At 41.9% G+C, this 19,722-nt stretch carries 16 protein-coding genes; 5 read left to right on the top strand and 11 right to left on the bottom strand.

Annotated elements, in window-relative coordinates:
- Nucleotides 1-6: 6 nt before the first annotated feature.
- On the bottom strand, nucleotides 7-2,250 hold the full coding sequence (gene pcrA, locus Q1X33_RS06660; RefSeq protein WP_005225975.1) for a DNA helicase PcrA: 2,244 nt from the start codon (nucleotides 2,248-2,250) through the stop codon (nucleotides 7-9).
- 211 nt (nucleotides 2,251-2,461) lie between these two features.
- Nucleotides 2,462-3,928: an alpha-amylase gene (locus tag Q1X33_RS06655; RefSeq protein ID WP_301969595.1), complete on the bottom strand. Its 1,467-nt coding sequence runs from the start codon at nucleotides 3,926-3,928 to the stop codon at nucleotides 2,462-2,464.
- A gap of 205 nt (nucleotides 3,929-4,133) precedes the next feature.
- Between Q1X33_RS06655 and Q1X33_RS06650 the strand changes: the two genes are divergently transcribed.
- From Q1X33_RS06650 to Q1X33_RS06640, 3 genes are read left to right on the top strand one after another with little or no spacing between them, the layout of a single operon-like run.
- Nucleotides 4,134-4,889, top strand: coding sequence for a DeoR/GlpR family DNA-binding transcription regulator (locus Q1X33_RS06650; protein ID WP_005225973.1), 756 nt, complete (start codon nucleotides 4,134-4,136; stop codon nucleotides 4,887-4,889).
- Nucleotides 4,886-5,803 carry a 1-phosphofructokinase gene (gene pfkB, locus Q1X33_RS06645; RefSeq protein ID WP_005225972.1) on the top strand — a complete coding sequence of 306 codons (918 nt, stop codon included), beginning with the start codon at nucleotides 4,886-4,888 and terminating at the stop codon, nucleotides 5,801-5,803. Before Q1X33_RS06650 ends, pfkB begins: the two co-directional genes overlap by 4 nt.
- 13 nt (nucleotides 5,804-5,816) lie before the next feature.
- Nucleotides 5,817-7,742, top strand: coding sequence for a fructose-specific PTS transporter subunit EIIC (locus Q1X33_RS06640; protein WP_010748178.1), 1,926 nt, complete (start codon nucleotides 5,817-5,819; stop codon nucleotides 7,740-7,742).
- Between the two features lie 42 nt (nucleotides 7,743-7,784).
- Here the strand turns inward: Q1X33_RS06640 and Q1X33_RS06635 are convergent, their stop codons facing one another.
- Complete coding sequence (locus Q1X33_RS06635) at nucleotides 7,785-9,116, bottom strand: hypothetical protein (RefSeq protein WP_005225970.1); 1,332 nt, start codon at nucleotides 9,114-9,116, stop codon at nucleotides 7,785-7,787.
- Nucleotides 9,117-9,245: 129 nt separating this feature from the next.
- On the opposite strand from Q1X33_RS06635, the gene Q1X33_RS06630 reads away from it, so the two are divergent.
- Nucleotides 9,246-9,422, top strand: coding sequence for an SPJ_0845 family protein (locus Q1X33_RS06630; protein WP_171805159.1), 177 nt, complete (start codon nucleotides 9,246-9,248; stop codon nucleotides 9,420-9,422).
- Nucleotides 9,423-9,534: 112 nt separating this feature from the next.
- On the opposite strand, the gene Q1X33_RS06625 is transcribed toward Q1X33_RS06630, so the two are convergent.
- The 8 genes from Q1X33_RS06625 to Q1X33_RS06590 form a co-directional block, all read right to left on the bottom strand.
- Nucleotides 9,535-10,416, bottom strand: a complete 882-nt coding sequence (locus Q1X33_RS06625; protein WP_301969594.1) for a helix-turn-helix transcriptional regulator — start codon at nucleotides 10,414-10,416, stop codon at nucleotides 9,535-9,537.
- Nucleotides 10,417-10,587: 171 nt separating this feature from the next.
- Complete coding sequence (yihA, locus tag Q1X33_RS06620) at nucleotides 10,588-11,172, bottom strand: ribosome biogenesis GTP-binding protein YihA/YsxC (protein ID WP_005225967.1); 585 nt, start codon at nucleotides 11,170-11,172, stop codon at nucleotides 10,588-10,590.
- 69 nt (nucleotides 11,173-11,241) lie between these two features.
- The gene (gene clpX, locus Q1X33_RS06615; protein ID WP_301969593.1) at nucleotides 11,242-12,486 is read right to left on the bottom strand and encodes an ATP-dependent Clp protease ATP-binding subunit ClpX; all 1,245 of its coding nucleotides are present in this window, start codon (nucleotides 12,484-12,486) and stop codon (nucleotides 11,242-11,244) included.
- A 226-nt stretch (nucleotides 12,487-12,712) separates the two neighbouring features.
- Nucleotides 12,713-13,996: a trigger factor gene (tig, locus tag Q1X33_RS06610; RefSeq protein WP_005225965.1), complete on the bottom strand. Its 1,284-nt coding sequence runs from the start codon at nucleotides 13,994-13,996 to the stop codon at nucleotides 12,713-12,715.
- Between the two features lie 119 nt (nucleotides 13,997-14,115).
- Entirely contained in the window at nucleotides 14,116-15,063 is a 948-nt protein-coding gene (locus Q1X33_RS06605) for a hypothetical protein (RefSeq protein WP_301969592.1), read from the bottom strand.
- A 37-nt stretch (nucleotides 15,064-15,100) separates the two neighbouring features.
- Nucleotides 15,101-15,931, bottom strand: coding sequence for an RDD family protein (locus Q1X33_RS06600; protein ID WP_005231319.1), 831 nt, complete (start codon nucleotides 15,929-15,931; stop codon nucleotides 15,101-15,103).
- A gap of 2 nt (nucleotides 15,932-15,933) precedes the next feature.
- A complete protein-coding gene (gene sppA / locus Q1X33_RS06595) occupies nucleotides 15,934-16,965 on the bottom strand; it encodes a signal peptide peptidase SppA (protein WP_005225962.1) in 1,032 nt (343 codons plus the stop codon).
- 31 nt (nucleotides 16,966-16,996) lie between these two features.
- Nucleotides 16,997-17,287 carry a hypothetical protein gene (locus tag Q1X33_RS06590; protein WP_005225961.1) on the bottom strand — a complete coding sequence of 97 codons (291 nt, stop codon included), beginning with the start codon at nucleotides 17,285-17,287 and terminating at the stop codon, nucleotides 16,997-16,999.
- Between the two features lie 445 nt (nucleotides 17,288-17,732).
- Between Q1X33_RS06590 and glmS the strand changes: the two genes are divergently transcribed.
- A complete protein-coding gene (glmS, locus tag Q1X33_RS06585; protein WP_005225960.1) occupies nucleotides 17,733-19,544 on the top strand; it encodes a glutamine--fructose-6-phosphate transaminase (isomerizing) in 1,812 nt (603 codons plus the stop codon).
- Nucleotides 19,545-19,722 lie beyond the last annotated feature (178 nt).

Below are 19,722 nucleotides of genomic sequence, written 5' to 3'. Positions count from 1 at the left end.
TCCTCCTTATTTTTCAACTTTTTCAATCGGCGCAAAGGCCGCCAACAATCGTTTGACGCCTTGTTGTGGGAACGCCACATCTAATTCAACATCTTGCGCGCTGCCAGTCGTCCGAACGACGGTACCGATTCCCCATTTTTTATGTTGAACTTTCTCGCCTACTTGCCAAGTATTACCAGCTGCAGAAGTCTGTTGTTTAGAAGCGACGGTCGTTTGACGCGGTTGTGTATAGCTCGGTTTGAACACTTTTGGTTGAAACGGTGCAGCAGCTTTCGGCTGTGAACGCTCGCCTAATGATTGCAGCAGATCTTGTTCGATCTCTTCGATAAACCGAGACGGACGATTGTATTGGGTCCGACCGTATAATGTTCTGGAAAAAGCGTTGGTCATAAAGAGCTCTTCCTCGGCACGAGTGATTCCCACGTAAGCAAGGCGCCGTTCTTCTTCGAGCTCGCTTTCTTCCATTAAGGCACGAGAAAGCGGGAAGATATTTTCTTCCAACCCAATCAAAAATACCACTGGAAACTCTAGTCCTTTTGCAGCATGCAAGGTCATCAAAGTCACTTGACTACTTTCTTCTTCATAACTATCGACGTCTGACAATAAAGCTAAGTCATTTAAGAAAACACTCAACTTCTCATCTGGTGCATCTGCATCGTCTTCGTTTTGCGCCTCAAATCGTTTGTCGAATTCTTGGGTAACCGATAAAAATTCTTCCAAGTTTTCAAGTCTAGCTTGTGCTTCTAAATTATTCTGGTTGACTAACTCTTGACGATAACCCGTTTTTTCTAATATTTCTTTCGTCAGTTCGGTTACTGATAGGTAAGGAACCATCTGGGCGAAGCCATCCATCATCATCCCAAAGCTCCCTAATTCTTTGCCAGCCTTTCCAGAAATATTCGCTAACTCGACATTCATGGCTGCTTCTAACAATGACCATTCATGAAGATTCGCAAACGCTCGTAGTTTCTCGACGGATGTCGCACCGATCCCACGTTTCGGTACATTGATGATACGCTCTAAGCTGATGGAATCTCGCGGATTGGCGATCGCCGATAAATAGGCCAAAATATCACGGATTTCTTTGCGGTCATAGAATTTTCTGCCGCCGACCATCGTATAAGGAACGTTGGCTTTTAAAAGCATTTCTTCAATGATCCGTGACTGGGCATTGGTCCGATACAGTATCGCAAAATCACCGAATTTACGGTTCTTTTCTGCAATTTGTTTTTGCATTTCACTGACGATAAATCGCGCTTCATCTCGTTCACTATCCCCGCGATAATAAGTGATCTTTTCCCCATCATGATTTTCTGTCCATAGATTTTTATCTGGACGGTTGCGGTTATTTTTGATTACTTGGTTTGCCGCATTTAAAATCGTTTGCGTTGAACGATAGTTTTGCTCTAACAAAATCGTTGCGGCATCTGGATAGTCCTTTTCAAAGTCTAAAATATTTTGCATGTTGGCACCACGCCAACCGTAAATACTTTGGTCCGCATCCCCAACAACACAAAGATTTCGAAAACGAGCGGCCAATAAATTGACCAGCGTGTATTGGGCGTGGTTGGTATCTTGGTATTCATCGACATGGATATAGTGGAATTTCCGTTGATAAAATTGCAGCGCATCTTCATTGTCTTGGAAGAGGCGGATCGTATTCATGATTAAATCATCGAAGTCCATGCATTGATTGTTTCGCAGCTCTTTTTGATATTTTTCATAGCAACGACCTACGATCTGCTCAAATAGACTACCTTCCATGGCTTGGTAAGCTTCAGGTGTCAACAGCTCGTTCTTTGCATGAGAGATCGTTCCCAAAATAGAACGAGGATCATATTTTTTGGGATCGATATTCAATTCTTTTAATACCCGTTTCATCAGTGTATTTTGCTCAGAAGAGTCAATGATGGTAAAATTCTTCGAATAGCCAATACGATCAACGTCCCTGCGCAAGATTCTGACACACATCGAGTGGAAGGTTGAAACCCAAACGTCTTCTCCACCCGATCCTAATAGTTGACTGACCCGTTCCTTCATTTCACGTGCCGCTTTATTGGTAAATGTGATGGCTAAAATATTCCATGGATTCACATTTTTTTCTTCTATTAAATAGGCGATTCGGTGGGTTAGGACACGGGTCTTCCCGCTTCCTGCACCTGCCATCAGCAGCAACGGTCCTTCCGTATGCATAACGGCTTCTTTTTGCCGTGGGTTCATGCGTTCAAGTAATTCACTTTTGGATGACATGATTTTAAACATCCTTTCTTTCTCAATCTTCTCAATTATAGCATTATCCGGGAAAGGGGAAAACCGAACGCTTTGAAAACTTTTAATTAAAAGCGCTTTGATTTTTTCCCTTACGATTCATGCGATTTTTCAAGAGAAAGCAGGCTTGGTTTGTTTACATAATAAAAAGGCTGTAAACCTACCAGCCTTTTTATTCGTTTGAAGATTTTGGTTAACTAAAGTACTTCTCTACTAGTTTTTCATTTACATAAATCGAGACTTGCCCATCATTGACCGGGAAAACACCTTTTCCGGTATCATCTAAAACAACTTTCGCTTCATTATTTCTCAATATATCCACGAATGTCTCTCCACCATGGATCGCACTGATAGTCATTTCTTTTTCCGCTCCTTGGGAATTGGTCATCACGACCGCTAATCCAGAAAGCTCATGTTCATAATCGCCAGTTAATACCCAGCCAATGCAATTAGGATCATCGAAATAATCGACTTGATTCCCGAATGCAAGCTTCTCCCGAAGTTTCAGCATATGGACCAGCGCATCCCCGACAGGGGCGATTTCTTGCGCGGGAATCCCAAATAAATCCCCCCAGAAAACTACTGGTACGCCAGCTTTACGTAAAAGGATCAATGAATAGGCATGGACTTTGAACCATCCGTCTATCCAAGATTGTAAACTTTGCCCAACCTGCGTGTCATGATTATCCACAAAAGTCACTGCATAATCTTCGCGAGCGGCGGTCAACGTACCTGCAAAAATTTGGCTCAAATCGTATTCGCCATTTGAGTGAGATGCTTCATATAAATTGTAGTGCAATGGCACATCAAATAAATAAATCAAATTTCCTGAAGAATCTAAATACTCTTCTAATTTTGGCAGATCCCCTGACCAATATTCTCCGACAACAAATAGTGGTTTGCCTTTTTCCTCGCGTCGGTTTAAGATCCAATCCGCGTAATAGTTGAACTCAATGTGTTTGACCGCATCTAGTCGATACCCGTCAACGCCGGTCAGTTCTTGGTACCATTGGCCCCATTTATTGAGTTGTTCCACTGTTTCGGGATTTTCCATGTCCAAATCACAACCCATTAAGTAGTCGTAATTGCCCATCTCATCATCCACTTGGTTTTCCCAGCCCTTGTCAGCGAAGTTAAAAATCCCGTGGTCTTTGTTGCGGTCATCATAATCGACACCAGAAAAATTATGCCACGTCCAAACGTAATCATTGTACGTCCCCTGACGTCCTGGGAATGTGAACTTGGTCCAAGCTTCGATTTCTTCCTCATCACTGATCGGTTCATTACGGTTTTCGGTATTGTATTTAACCGCTGGAACGACTTCTTTTTCATCGGCACCAATCAAGTGATTGAAAACGATGTCGGCATAAACCTCTATTCCTTGTTCTTGCAGTGCTTTGATGGCTTCTAGGTATTCATCCTTTGTCCCATATTTTGTTGGCACCGACCCCTTTTGATCGAATTCGCCTAGATCATAATAATCATAGACACCATACCCAACGTCTTCGGACCCAGCTGTCCCTTTATAGGCAGGCGGCAGCCAAATTGCGGTAAATCCATACTCTTTGATTTCTTTACTCATTTCTTTCAATTTGTTCCAGTGCTGGCTATCTGCCGGCAGGTCCCATTCGAACCCTTGTAAAATGACTTTGTTATTCATTTATTTATCCCCCCTTACTTCAATTAAGCCAAATAATAGTAAAAATTGTCAAATATAAGGATAGCTATTAAATCAAAATGAAGGTTATCATGACCGTTTATGACCGATTCCATTTATTCACGCTTTCATTTTGAATGTTTTTTACTGTTTATGATTGATTTTGAATGAATCATGTGGTATCATGGCAGGTGAAGAGGTGATGAAAATGCTTACAGAGGAGCGTCATCAAGCGATTTTGGCACGATTGGAACAAGAAGAGATCGTCAAGGTCAGTGAACTGATTCAACTGTTAGATGCTTCAGAATCAACGATCCGTCGAGACCTGCAAGAGTTGGAAGACAAAGGATTTTTAGTCAGAATTCACGGTGGAGCCAAGAAAAGTCAGCAATTAGGCTTCGAACCAAACATGTCAGAAAAAACGGCGAAGTTTCAAACGGAAAAGCAAAAGATAGCAAGAGCAGCTGCCCAGACGATCAAAAATGGTGAAGTCATTTACTTAGATGCTGGAACAACGACCCTCGAAATGATTCCTTTCCTATCGGCTATCACAGGCCTTAAGGTGGTCACAAACTCCGTCAAACACGCTTCCCTATTGATCGATCACGGGATCGACACCATGATTTTAGGGGGGACCATTAAGATATCGACGAACGCTGTGTTAGGGATCAATGCGGGTGAACAACTGCGAAAACTACGCTTTAATCGTTGCTTTATGGGCATGAACGGGGCTCATTCTGAGGCTGGATTCACAACACCTGATCCAGAAGAAGCCCTGATCAAGCAGATCGCTTTAGAGCACAGTCAACAAGCCTATGTCTTGCTAGACCATTCCAAATTTCAGCAAACGACTTTTGCTCAAGTTGCCTTTATCGAAGGTGCGACGATCATCACCGATTATTGCCCAAAAAACTATTTAGCGAAATTCAGAGCAAAAACAACCATTATGGAGGTAATACAATGATTTACACAGTAACACTCAATCCATCGATCGACTTTATCGTCCATGTCGATCATTTGGAAATCGGCGCCCTTAATCGAATGAAACAAGACTTTAAACTACCTGGCGGCAAAGGAATCAATGTCTCACGGATTTTGAAGCGCATCGGCATCGCCTCGACTGCCCTTGGTTTCGTTGGCGGATTTACTGGTCGTTTTATTGAAGAGTGGCTGACCAAAGAGGAAATCAACAGCAACTTTACCCAAGTCGCTGCGGACACACGAATCAATATCAAACTAAAATCCGGCGAAGAAACAGAAATCAACGGTCTTGGTCCAATCATTCGCCAGCAAGAAATTGCTGAATTGAAACACCAATTAGCCACTCTTTCTGCCGAAGACATCGTCATCCTATCAGGAAGTAAACCAGCTGGTCTTCCAACCGACTTTTATAAAGAATTGATCAAAATCGTTAAAGAAGCGGGTGCGGAATTTGTCATTGATACGACCGGCGCGGAACTTTTTGACGCTTTATCCGATCAGCCTTTGCTGATCAAACCAAATAATCATGAATTAGCCGAACTTTATGAAACTTCTTTTTCAACAATCGAAGATATTTTGCCTTATGGTCAAAGAATGCTAAAGGATGGCGCTAAAAATGTCATTGTCTCTCTAGGTGGCGATGGCGCCCTGCTCTTTACTGGCAATGAGATCTATCGATCCAATGTGTTGAAACGACCTTTGAAAAATTCAGTCGGCGCTGGAGATTCCATGATTGCTGGATTCATTGGGCGTTATGCAAAGACCAAAGATGTGGTTGAAGCATTCAAATGGGGAGTCGCTTGTGGCAGTGCCACTGCGTTTTCAGATGATTTAGCTGAGGCGTCATTTATCGAAGAATTACTACCGGAAGTCATAATTGAACAAGTGAATCTATAGGAGGATGGAAAAAATGAAAATCAATGAGTTGATGCTGAAAGATGCCATGATCATGGACTTACAAGCAACAGACAAAAAAGGTGCCATTGATGAAATGGTAGCAAAATTATATGCTGTCGGGCGAATTTCAGATATCGAGGTCTACAAAGAAGGAATTCTTGCCCGAGAAGCTCAAACATCAACAGGGCTAGGTGACGGCATCGCAATGCCTCATGCCAAAAACAGTGCGGTCAAAGAAGCGACGGTCTTATTCGCAAAAAGTAATGCGGGTGTTGACTATGAGGCGTTAGATGGACAACCAACGTACCTCTTCTTTATGATCGCAGCACCAGAAGGAGCAAATGATACTCATTTACAAGCATTAGCAGCGCTATCTCGCTTGTTGATCGATCCAGATTTCGTTGCTAAATTAAAAACAGCGACGACTGCTGATCAAGTACAGCAACTTTTCTCAGAAGCTGAGGCACAGCAAGAAGCCGATGCTTTAGCAGAAGAAGCGGCAAACCAAGAAGCAGCACCTGCTAGCGAACGTCCCTATATCGTCGCAGTTACAGCTTGCCCGACAGGAATCGCCCATACCTACATGGCAGAAGATGCTTTGAAAAAGAAAGCCAAAGAGCTGGGTGTTGACATCAAAGTCGAAACAAATGGTTCAGAAGGAATCAAAAATCGTCTAACAGAAGCTGATATCGCCCGAGCTACTGGTGTAATCGTAGCTGCTGATAAAAAAGTAGAAATGGATCGCTTTGACGGCAAACATTTAGTAAACCGTCCTGTCAGCGATGGTATCCGTAAAACCGAGCAATTAATCAATGAAGCAATGAGCGGTACTGCTCCTGTTTTTCATGGTAGCGGCCAAGCTTCTGATAAAGAGGACGCTTCTGCTGATGGTTCAGTCGGTCAACGAATCTATAAAGATTTGATGAATGGTGTTTCTCATATGCTGCCATTTGTTATTGCCGGTGGAATCATGATCGCTATTTCCTTCATGGTGGACCAGTTCATGGGTGTCCCTCAAGATGCCTTGAGTCAATTAGGAAACTACAACCAAGCAGCTTCTTGGTTCAATCAAATCGGTAGCGCGGCATTTGGTTTTATGCTACCTGTCTTAGCTGGATTTATCGCTTCAAGTATCAGTGACCGACCTGGATTGATCGTCGGTTTTGCAGCAGGTGCGTTAGCAAATACAGGTGGTGCTGGTTTCTTAGGTGCCTTGATCGGCGGTTTCTTAGCTGGTTACGTCATCAAGTTCTTACGTTCATTATTCAAAGGCTTACCAAAATCATTAGAAGGAATCAAAACGATCCTCTTCTACCCTGTTTTCGGCCTATTGATCACTGGCTTCTTGATGTTACTGATCAACGTGCCAATGAAAGCTATCAACGACGGCTTGAACAGCTTCTTGACTGGCTTAAGTGGTACCAACGCAGCTTTACTTGGCGCTTTGTTAGCAGCGATGATGGCAGCCGATCTAGGCGGCCCAATCAACAAAGCCGCTTATGTTTTTGGTACTGCAACATTGGCAACGACCGTTGCTGAAGGTGGTAGCGTCGTGATGGCATCTGTAATGGCGGGCGGAATGGTTCCTCCATTAGCAATCTTTGTCGCAACGTTATTGTTCAAAAATAAATTTACAAAAGACCAAAAAGAAGCAGGTTTGACAAATATCGTCATGGGGCTGTCCTTCGTCACAGAAGGTGCGATTCCATTTGCAGCAGCAGATCCACTGCGAGCGATCCCAAGCTTTATCGTCGGTTCTGCCCTGACTGGTGCACTTGTCGGTGCCTTTGATATCCAATTGATGGCGCCACATGGTGGGATCTTCGTTGTCCTATTATTATCTAAACCAATTTTGTTCTTGCTATTCATCTTGATCGGTGCGATCGTTTCTGGCGTCGTATTCGGTTTGTTGAAAAAAGCACCTGAGCAAACAGCCTAATTGAAAAGACCCACAAGATCCTCGTGATCTTGCGGGTCTTTTTCATTCTTGATTGGTAAAAAGCTGCTGCTCGACTAGCTTTTGGGTGTTCATAAAATACACTCGTAGTTTTTTCCCATCCTTCTTTAGATTGACCCATGTATATTTGCGCGTGCGGTGCAGATAGCCAAAATGAACATCAGGCATGGCCGCTTTCAAAGCATCTAGCGGTAAGTGCTTCAAAGCAGTCTCAGGCAAATAAAATTGCAGGCAAGCAGTATAGTCTTTAAAACGATGCTCTGAATATTCAATCTCAAGATGGCTACGAATATAGAATGAATAAGCCTCTACACCATCGTCTATCGTTAGTTCTGGCTTTAATACGATATAATCCATCATGCGCAACCGCTCTTGATCCACCCAAGGAAAATACGCTTGGGCATTCAGATACCCTTTCACTCGCCGCTCTTGATACTCTTCGTTCACGAGGTCGAAGCTTCTGGTGACAAAATGTGTCGCGCTGCGTTTTGTTGTTGGCTGCAGTCGATCGTTTTGGTATTGAATGGTTTGGATCAAGTGATCGCCAAAGGCATATTCAATATATGGTTCTCTCAAAATACCGACCCCGTTATCCCAAGTCAATTGATCGATTCCAGTTTGATCGCGAAACAATCGCTGGTAGGATAGATTCAATTCGTGATCCCACTGGAAAGGATCTCGATACAATTCCACCATCACAACCCCTTGGTCTCTTACCTGCACTTGCTCCACCTGCTGCGCATCAGTAATGATCACCTGAGGAATGATATGCGCGTAGAATGCCGAAAAGTACATGCGCCAGCAAGAAGTCAGTGTATAGCCATTGTAAAAGACGTCGTAACCAGAAAACTGATTGCAGTCGATGACGATTTCTTGTTCAAAATTTTTCCGCTTCGGTAACGCGTTGATTTCAGCAATCGATTGAAAATTTTGCCTTTTCTCGATTCCCTCGACGTTATGCATCAAGTACTCATCATATGAACGCAAATAGCCGAACAAGCCATCTCTTTGCATCGTTTCATCGAAGTAACTTAAAATCACGGGTTTTTGCGTGGAAAATACGTCTTTCGTAAACAGGTGCCGTTGCAAAACAGCCTCTTGAATGATATGGATACTGGACTCATTTTGGCCGTCCGTCACAATCAATTCCGTATTGATTTCTTCAGGGGCGCTATGCAGCAGTTGACTGACCTCATCCAAATCATAAGGTTTCTTTGCTTGCTGATTGTAGTAGTATTCCGTCGGCTGATAGCTAAGACGAACCAAAGCGAACCAATTTTCAATCAACAAACGCAACTGCGCTGCTTCCATTTGGGTCGATTGTAGAAAGCCATAGATTTTTTCAGTTTTGATCATCGCTATCCCTCTTTTCTATCCCCTTTCTTTAATTATAGTAAAGGGGGAAACGATTGAACACTATTTCGCTTTTTTTTGATGAAATCTACCACCGTTCGTGGTAAACTTAAGGCGCTTGGAGGTGAACCTATGGGCTTAAAATTCCAACGAGAAGACTCGCTAGATAAAATGTTTGATGATTTTGCCTTTCTTCCCGATAACGACAAAGACAAGAAAAAGCAGGAAAACGATATTGAGCGTTTCTTGAAAAACGAATCTGATGAAGAGAAAAAAACACATCCTAAAGATAGTAAGAAAGCAGATTAATAAAAAAGGCAAAGGACGCGTCAGTCCCTTGCCTTTTTTACTTGCCAAAATAGAAAATGATCCACTGAAGCTACATAAGTTCAACGATCAGAATCATCATCTAGAGGTTTTCTTATAGCTCTTCATACAACATGCTTTGACGTAATCGCACCAAACCAATGGTCAACAAGCAGAGAATAAAAAAGATGGTTGTTAAGTTCGTCACCACGAAGATCACCACAAAAATCGGTGAGCTTGTAAAACGAATCATTGGTTCAAAGATAGTGGTTTTGATCGAGTCAGGGATCTCTGAGACTAAGAGTTGTTGAATCGCTTGGTTAAAATCTTCCGTGGTTGAATTTGATGGCAAAACAGCCATAAAACTCCCTACACCATAATTTGCGACCCCAATCCAAGCAATTGCGACATTTGCTAGAGCGAGCCAGCCAACGCCAAGATTACCGACAACGATCGAACCGATCGCAAGATTGCCAATGCCAACTAATAAGCCAAAGCAGAGATTCCCTATTGCAATGACACCGATACTGACTGTCCCAATTCCCAACATTCCGAAGGACAATAAACCAATCGATAAAAAGCCTAAACTGACAACCCCCAAAGCAATAATCCCTTTGGCTTTGACACCAAGGATAAACCAGCCGCTGGCAGTTGGTAGCTCTTTCATCAGCACAAAAAACGCTCGAACACTCGTCACTTGATTCAGTAATAAGAATAAATTGGGAATCAAAATGTGCATTAACGGAAGCCGCAGAACCGTCCGTTCACTTTTGTATTCATAATAGTAGGTTTCTTTCTTTTCTTTTAATAGCTCTTCCACTGGTGTGCCTAATAAATCGGCTAGACGGACCAATGTCTCGATGTCTGGCAACCCATTTCCTCGTTCCCATTTTGAAATGGCCTTATCAGAAACAAATAACCTCGCAGCTAATTCCTTCTGTGTTAAATTATGTCTTGATCGATACTCTTTTAATTTTTTACTTAATGATTCATGCATTCGACCACACCTCCTTGTTACAAGTTTAACAAATAACAAGGAGATTTTCGCTAAAATGGAGCAAATTCAGCACTCTACGCTGCGTAGAATAGCTTAAATCAGCTGATTTCCACTGTAAAATGAGAAAAACCGAAGCAAAGGACTTTCTTGCTTCGGTTTCCTAAATAATACTTATTTTATTGCTGCTTCAATCGCTTTCCACGCTTCTTCTTTTCCTTGTTTGGTAATGGAAGAAAAGAGGATAAACGTATCTGCTGGATCAAAGGATAATGCTTTTTTGATCATGCTTTCATGCTTGTTCCATTTCCCGCGAGGGATTTTGTCTGCTTTGGTGGCGACAACGATCACTGGAATCTCGTAGTATTTCAAAAACTCATACATTTGAATATCTTCTTGTGAGGGGGCATGACGTAAATCAACAAGAGATACGACTGCACGCAGCTGCTCTCTTTGTTCAAGATATGTCTCAATCATTTTCCCCCATTTCGCTCGCTCTGTTTTCGATACTTTTGCATAGCCGTAGCCGGGGACATCGACAAAATGCAGCGTATTTTCAATCAAATAAAAGTTCAGCGTTTGCGTCTTCCCAGGTTTTGATGAGGTACGGGCTAAATTTTTACGATTGATCAATGTATTGATGAAGGATGACTTTCCGACATTTGAGCGGCCTGCTAAGGCAATCTCCGGTAAAGGTGTAGCTGGATATTGTGCTGGAGAAACGGCACTGATGACGATTTCAGCATCATGTACTTTCATCAAATCGCTCCTTTCTATTTTTTCAAAAAGAAAGCCGGATAGCAATGAAACTATCCGACTTGGTCTCGATTAGACTGCTTTTTTGGTCTCTTCATTGTAAATAATTTTTGGTTCACCAAGTCCTTTTGCCGCTTCTTCCGTGATGGTGACTTTTTGGATCGACTCATCAGAAGGGACATTGAACATGACATCCATCATGATATTCTCGATGATCGAACGCAACCCACGAGCACCGGTATTTCGCTCAATGGCTTGCGCAGCAATGGCACGCAAAGCCTCTGGCTCAAATTCCAGCTCAGTGTCATCTAATGCCATTAACTTTTGGTATTGTTTGACCAGCGCATTTTTTGGTTCAGTCAAAATATGCACTAAATCATCTACTGTTAATTTCTCTAGGGCAGCCATCACTGGCAAGCGGCCAATAAATTCAGGAATCAAACCGAATTTAAGCAAGTCTTCAGGAATGATTTGCTGCATCACACTTTCGCCTTCTTCAAGACGCTTATTGTTCGTGCCAAAACCAATTGTTTTTTCACCTAAACGGTTTTTAACGATGGTTTCGATTCCGTCAAACGCCCCGCCAACGATAAAGAGAATATTGGTGGTATCAATTTGGATCATCTCTTGATGTGGATGTTTCCGTCCACCTTGTGGCGGTACACTAGCAGTCGTTCCTTCTAGGATCTTCAGCAATGCTTGCTGCACGCCTTCACCGGATACGTCACGAGTAATCGATACATTTTCACTCTTACGGGCGATTTTATCGATCTCATCAATATAAATGATTCCTTTTTCTGCCATTTCTACGTTATAATCAGAAGCTTGTAACAGTTTCAAAAGAATGTTTTCCACATCTTCACCGACATAGCCGGCTTCTGTCAAACTGGTTGCATCAGCGATTGCAAAAGGCACGTTTAGTGAACGTGCTAACGTTTGTGCTAAAAATGTTTTCCCAGAACCTGTTGGTCCGATCAAGCAAATATTGCTTTTTTGTAATTCTACATCTTCTGCTGTCGTTTCTACATTGACCCGTTTGTAGTGATTGTAAACCGCTACAGCCAATGTCCGTTTCGCACGATCTTGTCCAATCACATATTCATTGAGAACATTCAGTAGTTCTTGCGGTTTCGGCACTTCGGTAAATTCACGAATTGCTTCTTCGTAAAACTCTTCATCAATGATTTCTTTACACAAATCGATGCATTCATTACAGATATAGACCCCAGGACCTGCAACGATCTTTTTCACCTCTTCTTGCGTTTTGCCACAAAAAGAACAACGAACAGCTTCATTACCGTTTGTATTATCGTACATACTGTTCACCCCTTGAAAATTTTCCAACCTATTTAAAGGAGTGGAATTTTGTTTACTAACTTTGCAGTCTTAAACAATCATATCATAACTTTTTTGAAAGAAAAAGTTCTTTTTACGTTGCCTAACGTTTTCTTATCATTTGTTAGTAATTGTTAAACTAGCCCCTCTTACTCCCAAGAAAAAACGGCAAACACCGCTAGATGTTCGCCGTTTTTAAGCATTTTGCTTACGCTTCTTTTGCAGTACCTGTGACAAGTTCAACTGCTTTCTTCATCGTGATATCATGTTTCAACATGTCTTCTGTTAAGACGCGTTTGATTTGATCCACTGGCATGTTGTAAGCTTCAGAAAGTTCTTTGATTTCGTTTTCGATATCTTCTTCTGTTGCTTCCAAACCTTCTGCTTTAGCGATTGCTTCAATAACAAGGTTTGTTTTCACGCGGGTTTCTGCTTCACCTTCAAATTGTGTGTGCAGATCTGCTTCAGTTGAACCAGTTAATTGATAATACATTTCTGGTGAGATTCCTTGACGTTGCATGTTGTTCAAGAATTCATCCATTGAACGGTGTACTTCATCATGAACCATTGAATGTGGTAATTCAACGATTTCTGCGTTTTCAACTGCTTGACGGATCGCCGCTTCATCTTTTGCATCTTCAGCTGCTTTTTCTTTTGTTTCAGTCAATTCAGCACGGTATTTTTCTTTTAATTCAGCTAATGATTCAACGCTGTCATCAACGTCTTTTGCGAATTCATCATCTAATTCAGGAAGTTCTTTTGCTTTTACTTCGTGAACAGTTACTTTGAAGACTGCTTCTTTACCAGCTAAATCTTCTGCTTGATAATCTTCTGGGAAAGTAACGGTAACGTCTTTGCTATCACCAGCTTTTGTTCCTACTAATTGTTCTTCAAAACCAGGGATGAATGAGTTTGAGCCAAGTTCAAGTGAGTAGTTTTCACCTTTGCCGCCTTCAAATGTTTCTTCTCCTAAGAAGCCTTCAAAGTCGATAACGACTGTGTCGCCATTTTCAGCTGCTTCGTCTTCTTTGATAACTAATTCAGCTTGTGCTTCTTGTTCACGTTTGATGCGTGCATCCACGTCTTCTTCTGTTACTTCACGGTCTTGTTTTTCAACTGTTAATTCTTTGTAATCACCAAGTTTTACTTCAGGTTTTACAGTAACTTCCGCTTTGATAACCCAATCTTGGCCTTTTTCCATGCTGTCAACGTCGATTTTTGGTTGCGCAACAGGATCGATCCCTGCTTCTTTTACAGCAGCTTCATAAGCTTCTGGAAGAACAGCGTTCAATGCATCTTCATACAACGCTTCTTCGCCGTACATACGGTTAAATACTTGGCGTGAAACTTTCCCTTTACGGAAGCCAGGTACGTTAAGATTGCCTTTCACTTTATTGAATGCAGTCGTCAAGCCTTTTTGGATTTCTGCTTGAGCGATCGTAAATGTCAAAACACCATCATTGGTGCCTGTTTTTTCCCATTTTGCAGTCATTTATTTCCCTCCGAATATTAATTGATTTACATATGAAATAGCTTCATGCATACCTTTAAATAGTACACTAACGTTGTTTAATTGTAAACATTTTACCATGAAAGTTGCGAATTTTTCTTTCAGCGAATGCTCAATCGTAGGATATTGCGTAGGTGTCGTTTGCGTTCTTCTATTTCATTCGCTGCTTTTGGCTGTTCTTTTTCTTCAAATAACCCACGATAATCTTCAATGTAGCTTGCCACCCATGCTTTTGCCTCCTCTTCTGCAGGTAAAAATGGGTAGCTGATGGCTAAATGATCATTGATCTCTGCTGAGACGCTTTCTGCTAAAAGCGGATCTTCTTGGGCGATCGTTTCGTCAATCTCTTTCTGGATCGCTTTAACAGCGGCATCTTCTTGCAAAAGTTTTAACTCTTTCGGAACGATTTGCTGCATATTCCCAAGGTAATCGATCAGTTCAAAAGGTTCGTCCACTTCAAGACGCACGAGCTCATCCACTAATTTGGGCAGTAAATATGGATTTTTGATGGAAGCTAACGTTTCATGCATCAGCGTGACAAATTGTGGTTTGGTAATGGCTTGGGTAAAAACGTGCCATTCTGTTGCACTCACCGGTTGATTGGCTTCATCTAATGCACGTAAATGCTTGCGTTTCCCATGAAAATCTTCCAGTCCTAAAATTTGCTGCACTTCTTCTACTTTTGCTAATTCACTTGCTAACTGTTCCTGATAGCGGCTTGCAATTTTTGTTTTTTTACCTAATGTAAGCCAGCGCCGAGCTTTTAAATACTGACCATCCAAGATCAGCAGATGACCAATTTGTAAATACCCGTCGGTTTCTTTTAGATAATCATCCAAATAGTCTTCCGCCAGATCTAACGCTTTGGCAAAATCATTCAACTGCTGCAGACATTCAACAAGCCATTGATTGATCTCAAAACTGGCATTTTTTTGATAGAGTTCATTGTACAGGCGAAAAGCTTGCAAAAACTCCTTTGACTGGTAGGCTTTTTCTGCCGCCAGCCGAAGCCGTTCATTTGGTCCTGGGAAAGCAATCGTCTCACCCATTCTCGATCCCTCCTTTACTACTTGCTTGATCTGCTAGTTAGTTTTGTGCGCCAATCATTACGTGATTGGCATCCACTTGTTTATTGAAAGCTTTGATCAGATTAATGGTCACCACACTGGTTTCTGCAAAATAATCCGAAGCCTGCTGCTTATTTTTATTAAAGGCGATCGGTAAATAACCAAGATAAAAGAAAAGATTGAATTGTAATACGTAGCGTCCGCAAAGCTCGCGAATCAACACAGTTTGCCAGCTGAGTTCTTCCTCTACAAAAGAAACCACTCGAATGCCAAAAAGCATTTTTCCAATCGTTTGACCATGATTTAGCTTTGTCATTAGAACAAAATAGCCTAGATAGATTGCTAAGGCACAGATGTTGTAAAGGCCAAACCGCTGATTGGTTGCCGTTAAATTCGCTAGATTGTAGATACTACCGATCGTTATTTGGGTAATCGCTCGGATCACCAACACATCAACGAGATAAGCAAAGAAACGAATCCAAAACCCAGCAAAAAAGTAGCTAGGAAAATCATTGAAGAACCGTTTGTCTTCTGCCTGTTTTTCAGGTTCTTCATACCGTTGCCAGGCTTGTTGTTTTTCCTCGATCTCGCTTTGGGTATACTCTTCTTCCTTAAAAGACGTCAAGACTTGTTGGTAAAAATCATCGGGATGATTTACTTGTGCGTTCCTCATCGCTTTGTTGGCAGTTACTGGTTCGGTTGTTTCTGAAACCTGCGCTTCAGTTTGCACATCCGTATGATTGGTTGACGGTGTCGAGGTTTCCCGCTGTTCCCTTTGATCGATTGACGTACTTGTGTGATTGTCATCCGTTGACGATGTGCCAGCGGAATACTTGTTTTTCTCTGTCATAGTCATTCACCTCCATAGTAATAAAGAGGTTTCGGAGCATCGCTGGTTCCAAGGCTTTCCATCAATTGGATCACTCGCTCTGTGTTTGATTCTTTTAACCCTTGCAGTTCGGCTAAACTTGAACCTAACCAAGTAGAAGCAAATCCAGTAGAGGAAACATCATAGCTGAAAATCTCGGCATCTTCCAAGCCTAGATCTGCTTGCATTGCTGCTAATGTATCTTCAGGAAAACCGATTTCATCCACTAAACCAACAGACACTGCTTGCTGCCCATCATAGATGCGGCCATCAGCGATCTTTCTAACGGCTTCTTCTGTCATGCCACGTCCTTCTGCTACGATTTTTACGAACCGACCATAGGCATTGTCGACATAGGTCTGCAAGACTTCCTTGTCGGCTTCTGTGGGTTCTCTCGTTGATGAACCTACATCTTTTAGTGCGCCACTTTTATACGTATTGTCTTCGATCCCTAGCTTTTCGAATAAGCCAGCATAGTTTAGCCCTGACATGATCACCCCGATTGAACCAGTAATGGTTTCATCCGTTGCAAAAATTTTATCAGCACCTGCCGAGATATAATAACCGCCACTGGCTGCCATGTTTTTCATACTGACATACATTGGAATCCCTAACTCTTTGATTTTTGCTAACTCACGAGCGATCTCCGCACTTTCATAGACGCCGCCTCCTGGGGTATTGACTTCCATCAAGATGCCCCCAATAGTTGGATCTTCTTGGATCATCCGTAGTTCTTCTAAAAATCGCTGATGATCATAAGATTCTGTTGTGAATAAGCCACCACTGGAGCTGCTGGCGATGGTTCCTTCTAAAGATAAGCGAACAATACGATTGTCTTGATCTCCGGCAACTAACGTTGTCTCTTCGATCGCATTACTTCCATAGAACAAAGCATTTAACCCTTGTAGCGTCTGAGTTTCCTCTTGCTCTGGACGATTTGTGATTACTGAAAAAACCCCCGAGCAGATAAATAACCCTGCTGCGATCGCCGCTGCGATCCATCTTCTTTTATTCATTTTCCCACCTAACTTTTCACCTTTCCCATTTTTAGTATAGATTTTTGATGACGATCACTGCTTCTTCGTCTCCAACCGCATCAAATTTCTCACTTTTTTCAGCTAAGACGTAGCCACCAAAAAATTCCTTTGTCAGTTCATCCTGGACTTCGAATGTTTGCGCGGTTTCCACGGTGACTGATCCAGGCAAAATTTCTTGCAAGCTGTCCCAGCCCGTATCCAACATGACCTTTGTTTCATCTGTGACATTAGGATCTTTTTCTATCGCAGCTACCATTTTCTTTAGCTCTGAAAAAGTCATACAATTTACAAATTCTGGCATTTCATTCCCTCACTTTCTTACTTTTTTATTGTAGCGAACTTAAAAAAAAAAGCATAGCTTTATGAGGAAATTTCTTGGGAATCTTATTCGACAAAGCTATGTCAGCTGTTTTGATTTCCTTTAAACAGGTTCAAATCAACCTTACCAATAACTATACCAATTATTTTTATATAACTTTGAGTTGACAGAAACAGGAATAAATATTATGATATTGCTTGTATTTCTATAAAATATCTCACAAGGAGGATAGATAGACCAATAAGGATAGCGCCTGATCTGGAAACAGATGACGAGGAAAGAGTTTATCGAAACATTCGGCGGATGACTCTAGGGACTGCACTCTACAGGCAAGAACAAATCTCATCGTAAGGTGATGACAAAGACTTGCTACGCAGATAGAAATACATAATGCCAAACTAAATTTTTTGAAAGTAGGATTATCATTATGTGTGGAATTGTAGGAATCGTAGGAAAATCAAATGCAGAACGAATTATTTTGAACGGATTGGAACGCTTAGAGTATCGCGGCTATGACTCAGCAGGTCTTTATGTCGCTGATCGGACTTCGGATCACTTAATCAAAGCCCAAGGAAGAATCAAAAACTTGGAAGAAAAAGTGACTTCTGAAGTAACAGGAACGATCGGTATCGGACATACCCGTTGGGCGACCCACGGCAAGCCATCAGAAATGAACGCTCATCCTCATACTTCAGCAAACCAAGCACTCGTGTTGGTTCATAACGGTGTGATCGAAAACTTTGAAGAGCTTCATCAAGAATATTTAAGCAACCACCAATTTGAAGGTCAAACAGATACGGAAATCGTTGTTCATTTGATTGAAGCATTGAAGGAGCAAGACAACAGCACGACCAAAGCAGCCTTTAAAAAAGCTTTGTCCTTGATTCGCGGCTCTTATGCCTTTGCCTTAGTAGAAAAAAATGATCCAAAAACCATTTATGTTGCCAAAAACAAAAGTCCTTTATTGATCGGTTTGGGAGATGGGTTCAATGTCATCTGCAGCGATGCCTTAGCAATGCTCGATCAAACGACTCATTTTGTTGAGATCGAAGATGGCGAAATGGTGACCGTAACAGCCGATGCGATCGAAATCGAAGATCCAAAAGGAAACCTTGTGTACCGTGAATCTTATGAAGCACAACTAGATCTGACTGACATCGAAAAAGGAACATACCCTTACTACATGTTAAAAGAAATCGATGATCAACCAACTGTGATGCGCCGCTTGATTCAAGAATATCAAGGAGAATCTGGTGAAGTAGTGATCGATCCAGCGTTAAAAAGCGAACTTTTAGCTAGCGATCGGATCTACATCATTGCTTGTGGTACCAGCAATCATGCTGGCTGGGCAGCAAAAGCCATTTTAGAAAAACTAACACAGATTCCTGTTGAGGTTCATTTATCTAGTGAGTTTGGCTACAACATGCCATTGTTGTCAGCAAACCCCTTCTTCTTGTTCTTATCACAAAGTGGTGAAACGGCAGATAGCCGTCAAGTATTAGTGACGATCAACCAGTTAGGTCTTCCTAGTCTGACGATTACCAACGTTGCTGGTTCTACTCTTTCTCGAGAAGCGAACCATACCTTATTGCTTCATGCTGGTCCAGAAATCGCTGTTGCCTCTACAAAGGCGTATACTGCACAGATCGCAGTGATGACGTTATTAGCAAAAGCCATTGGTGATGAAAAAGCTGTTCCTGAAGCATTGGACTTTGATGTTTTCCATGAACTAAGCATCGTTGCTTCTGCAATGGAGGCTTTAGTGGATGAAAAAGCTGTTATCAGTCAATTTGCTGAGGATTTCCTTTCCGAAACCCGTAATGCGTTTTACATTGGACGTGGAAATGATTACTATGTATCGATGGAAGCGGCATTGAAATTAAAAGAAATTTCTTATATCCAAGCGGAAGGCTTTGCGGCTGGTGAATTAAAACACGGCACCATCGCGTTGATCGAAGAAGGTACACCAGTGATCGGTGTGATCACGGAAGAAGTGACCGGCTCTCATACGCGAGGCAATTTGAAAGAAGTCGAATCTCGTGGGGCTCATACCCTTGTGATCGTTAGCCAAGAATTAGCAAAAGCGACTGATCAAATCATTTTACCAAACGTTCACCCATTGGTAACCAGCTTAGTGGCAGTCGTTCCAACACAGCTGCTGGCTTACTTTGCCACTTTACAGCGCGGATTCGATGTTGATAAACCAAGAAACTTAGCAAAATCCGTTACCGTTGAATAAGTTTTTTAAAAGATTGAAACCGAATTGGTTATCTTCTGTATAATAAAAAGAACTCCTCGTTCGATGACTCGATCGTTCATAGGAGTTCTTTTTTTCTTGTCTACTGCACAACAAATCCGAAAAGACTTTTAAAGGCTCTTTGTCAATAAGGACTGATGAGTTGTGTAAAATCAAATCT

The organism is Enterococcus sp. B2E4, assembly GCF_030499455.1.
In the GTDB taxonomy this organism is placed as follows: Bacteria; Bacillota; Bacilli; order Lactobacillales; family Enterococcaceae; genus Enterococcus_D; species Enterococcus_D casseliflavus.
Note: the sequence above shows the minus strand (reverse complement) of the source record. Positions and strands in the feature narration are given on the sequence as shown.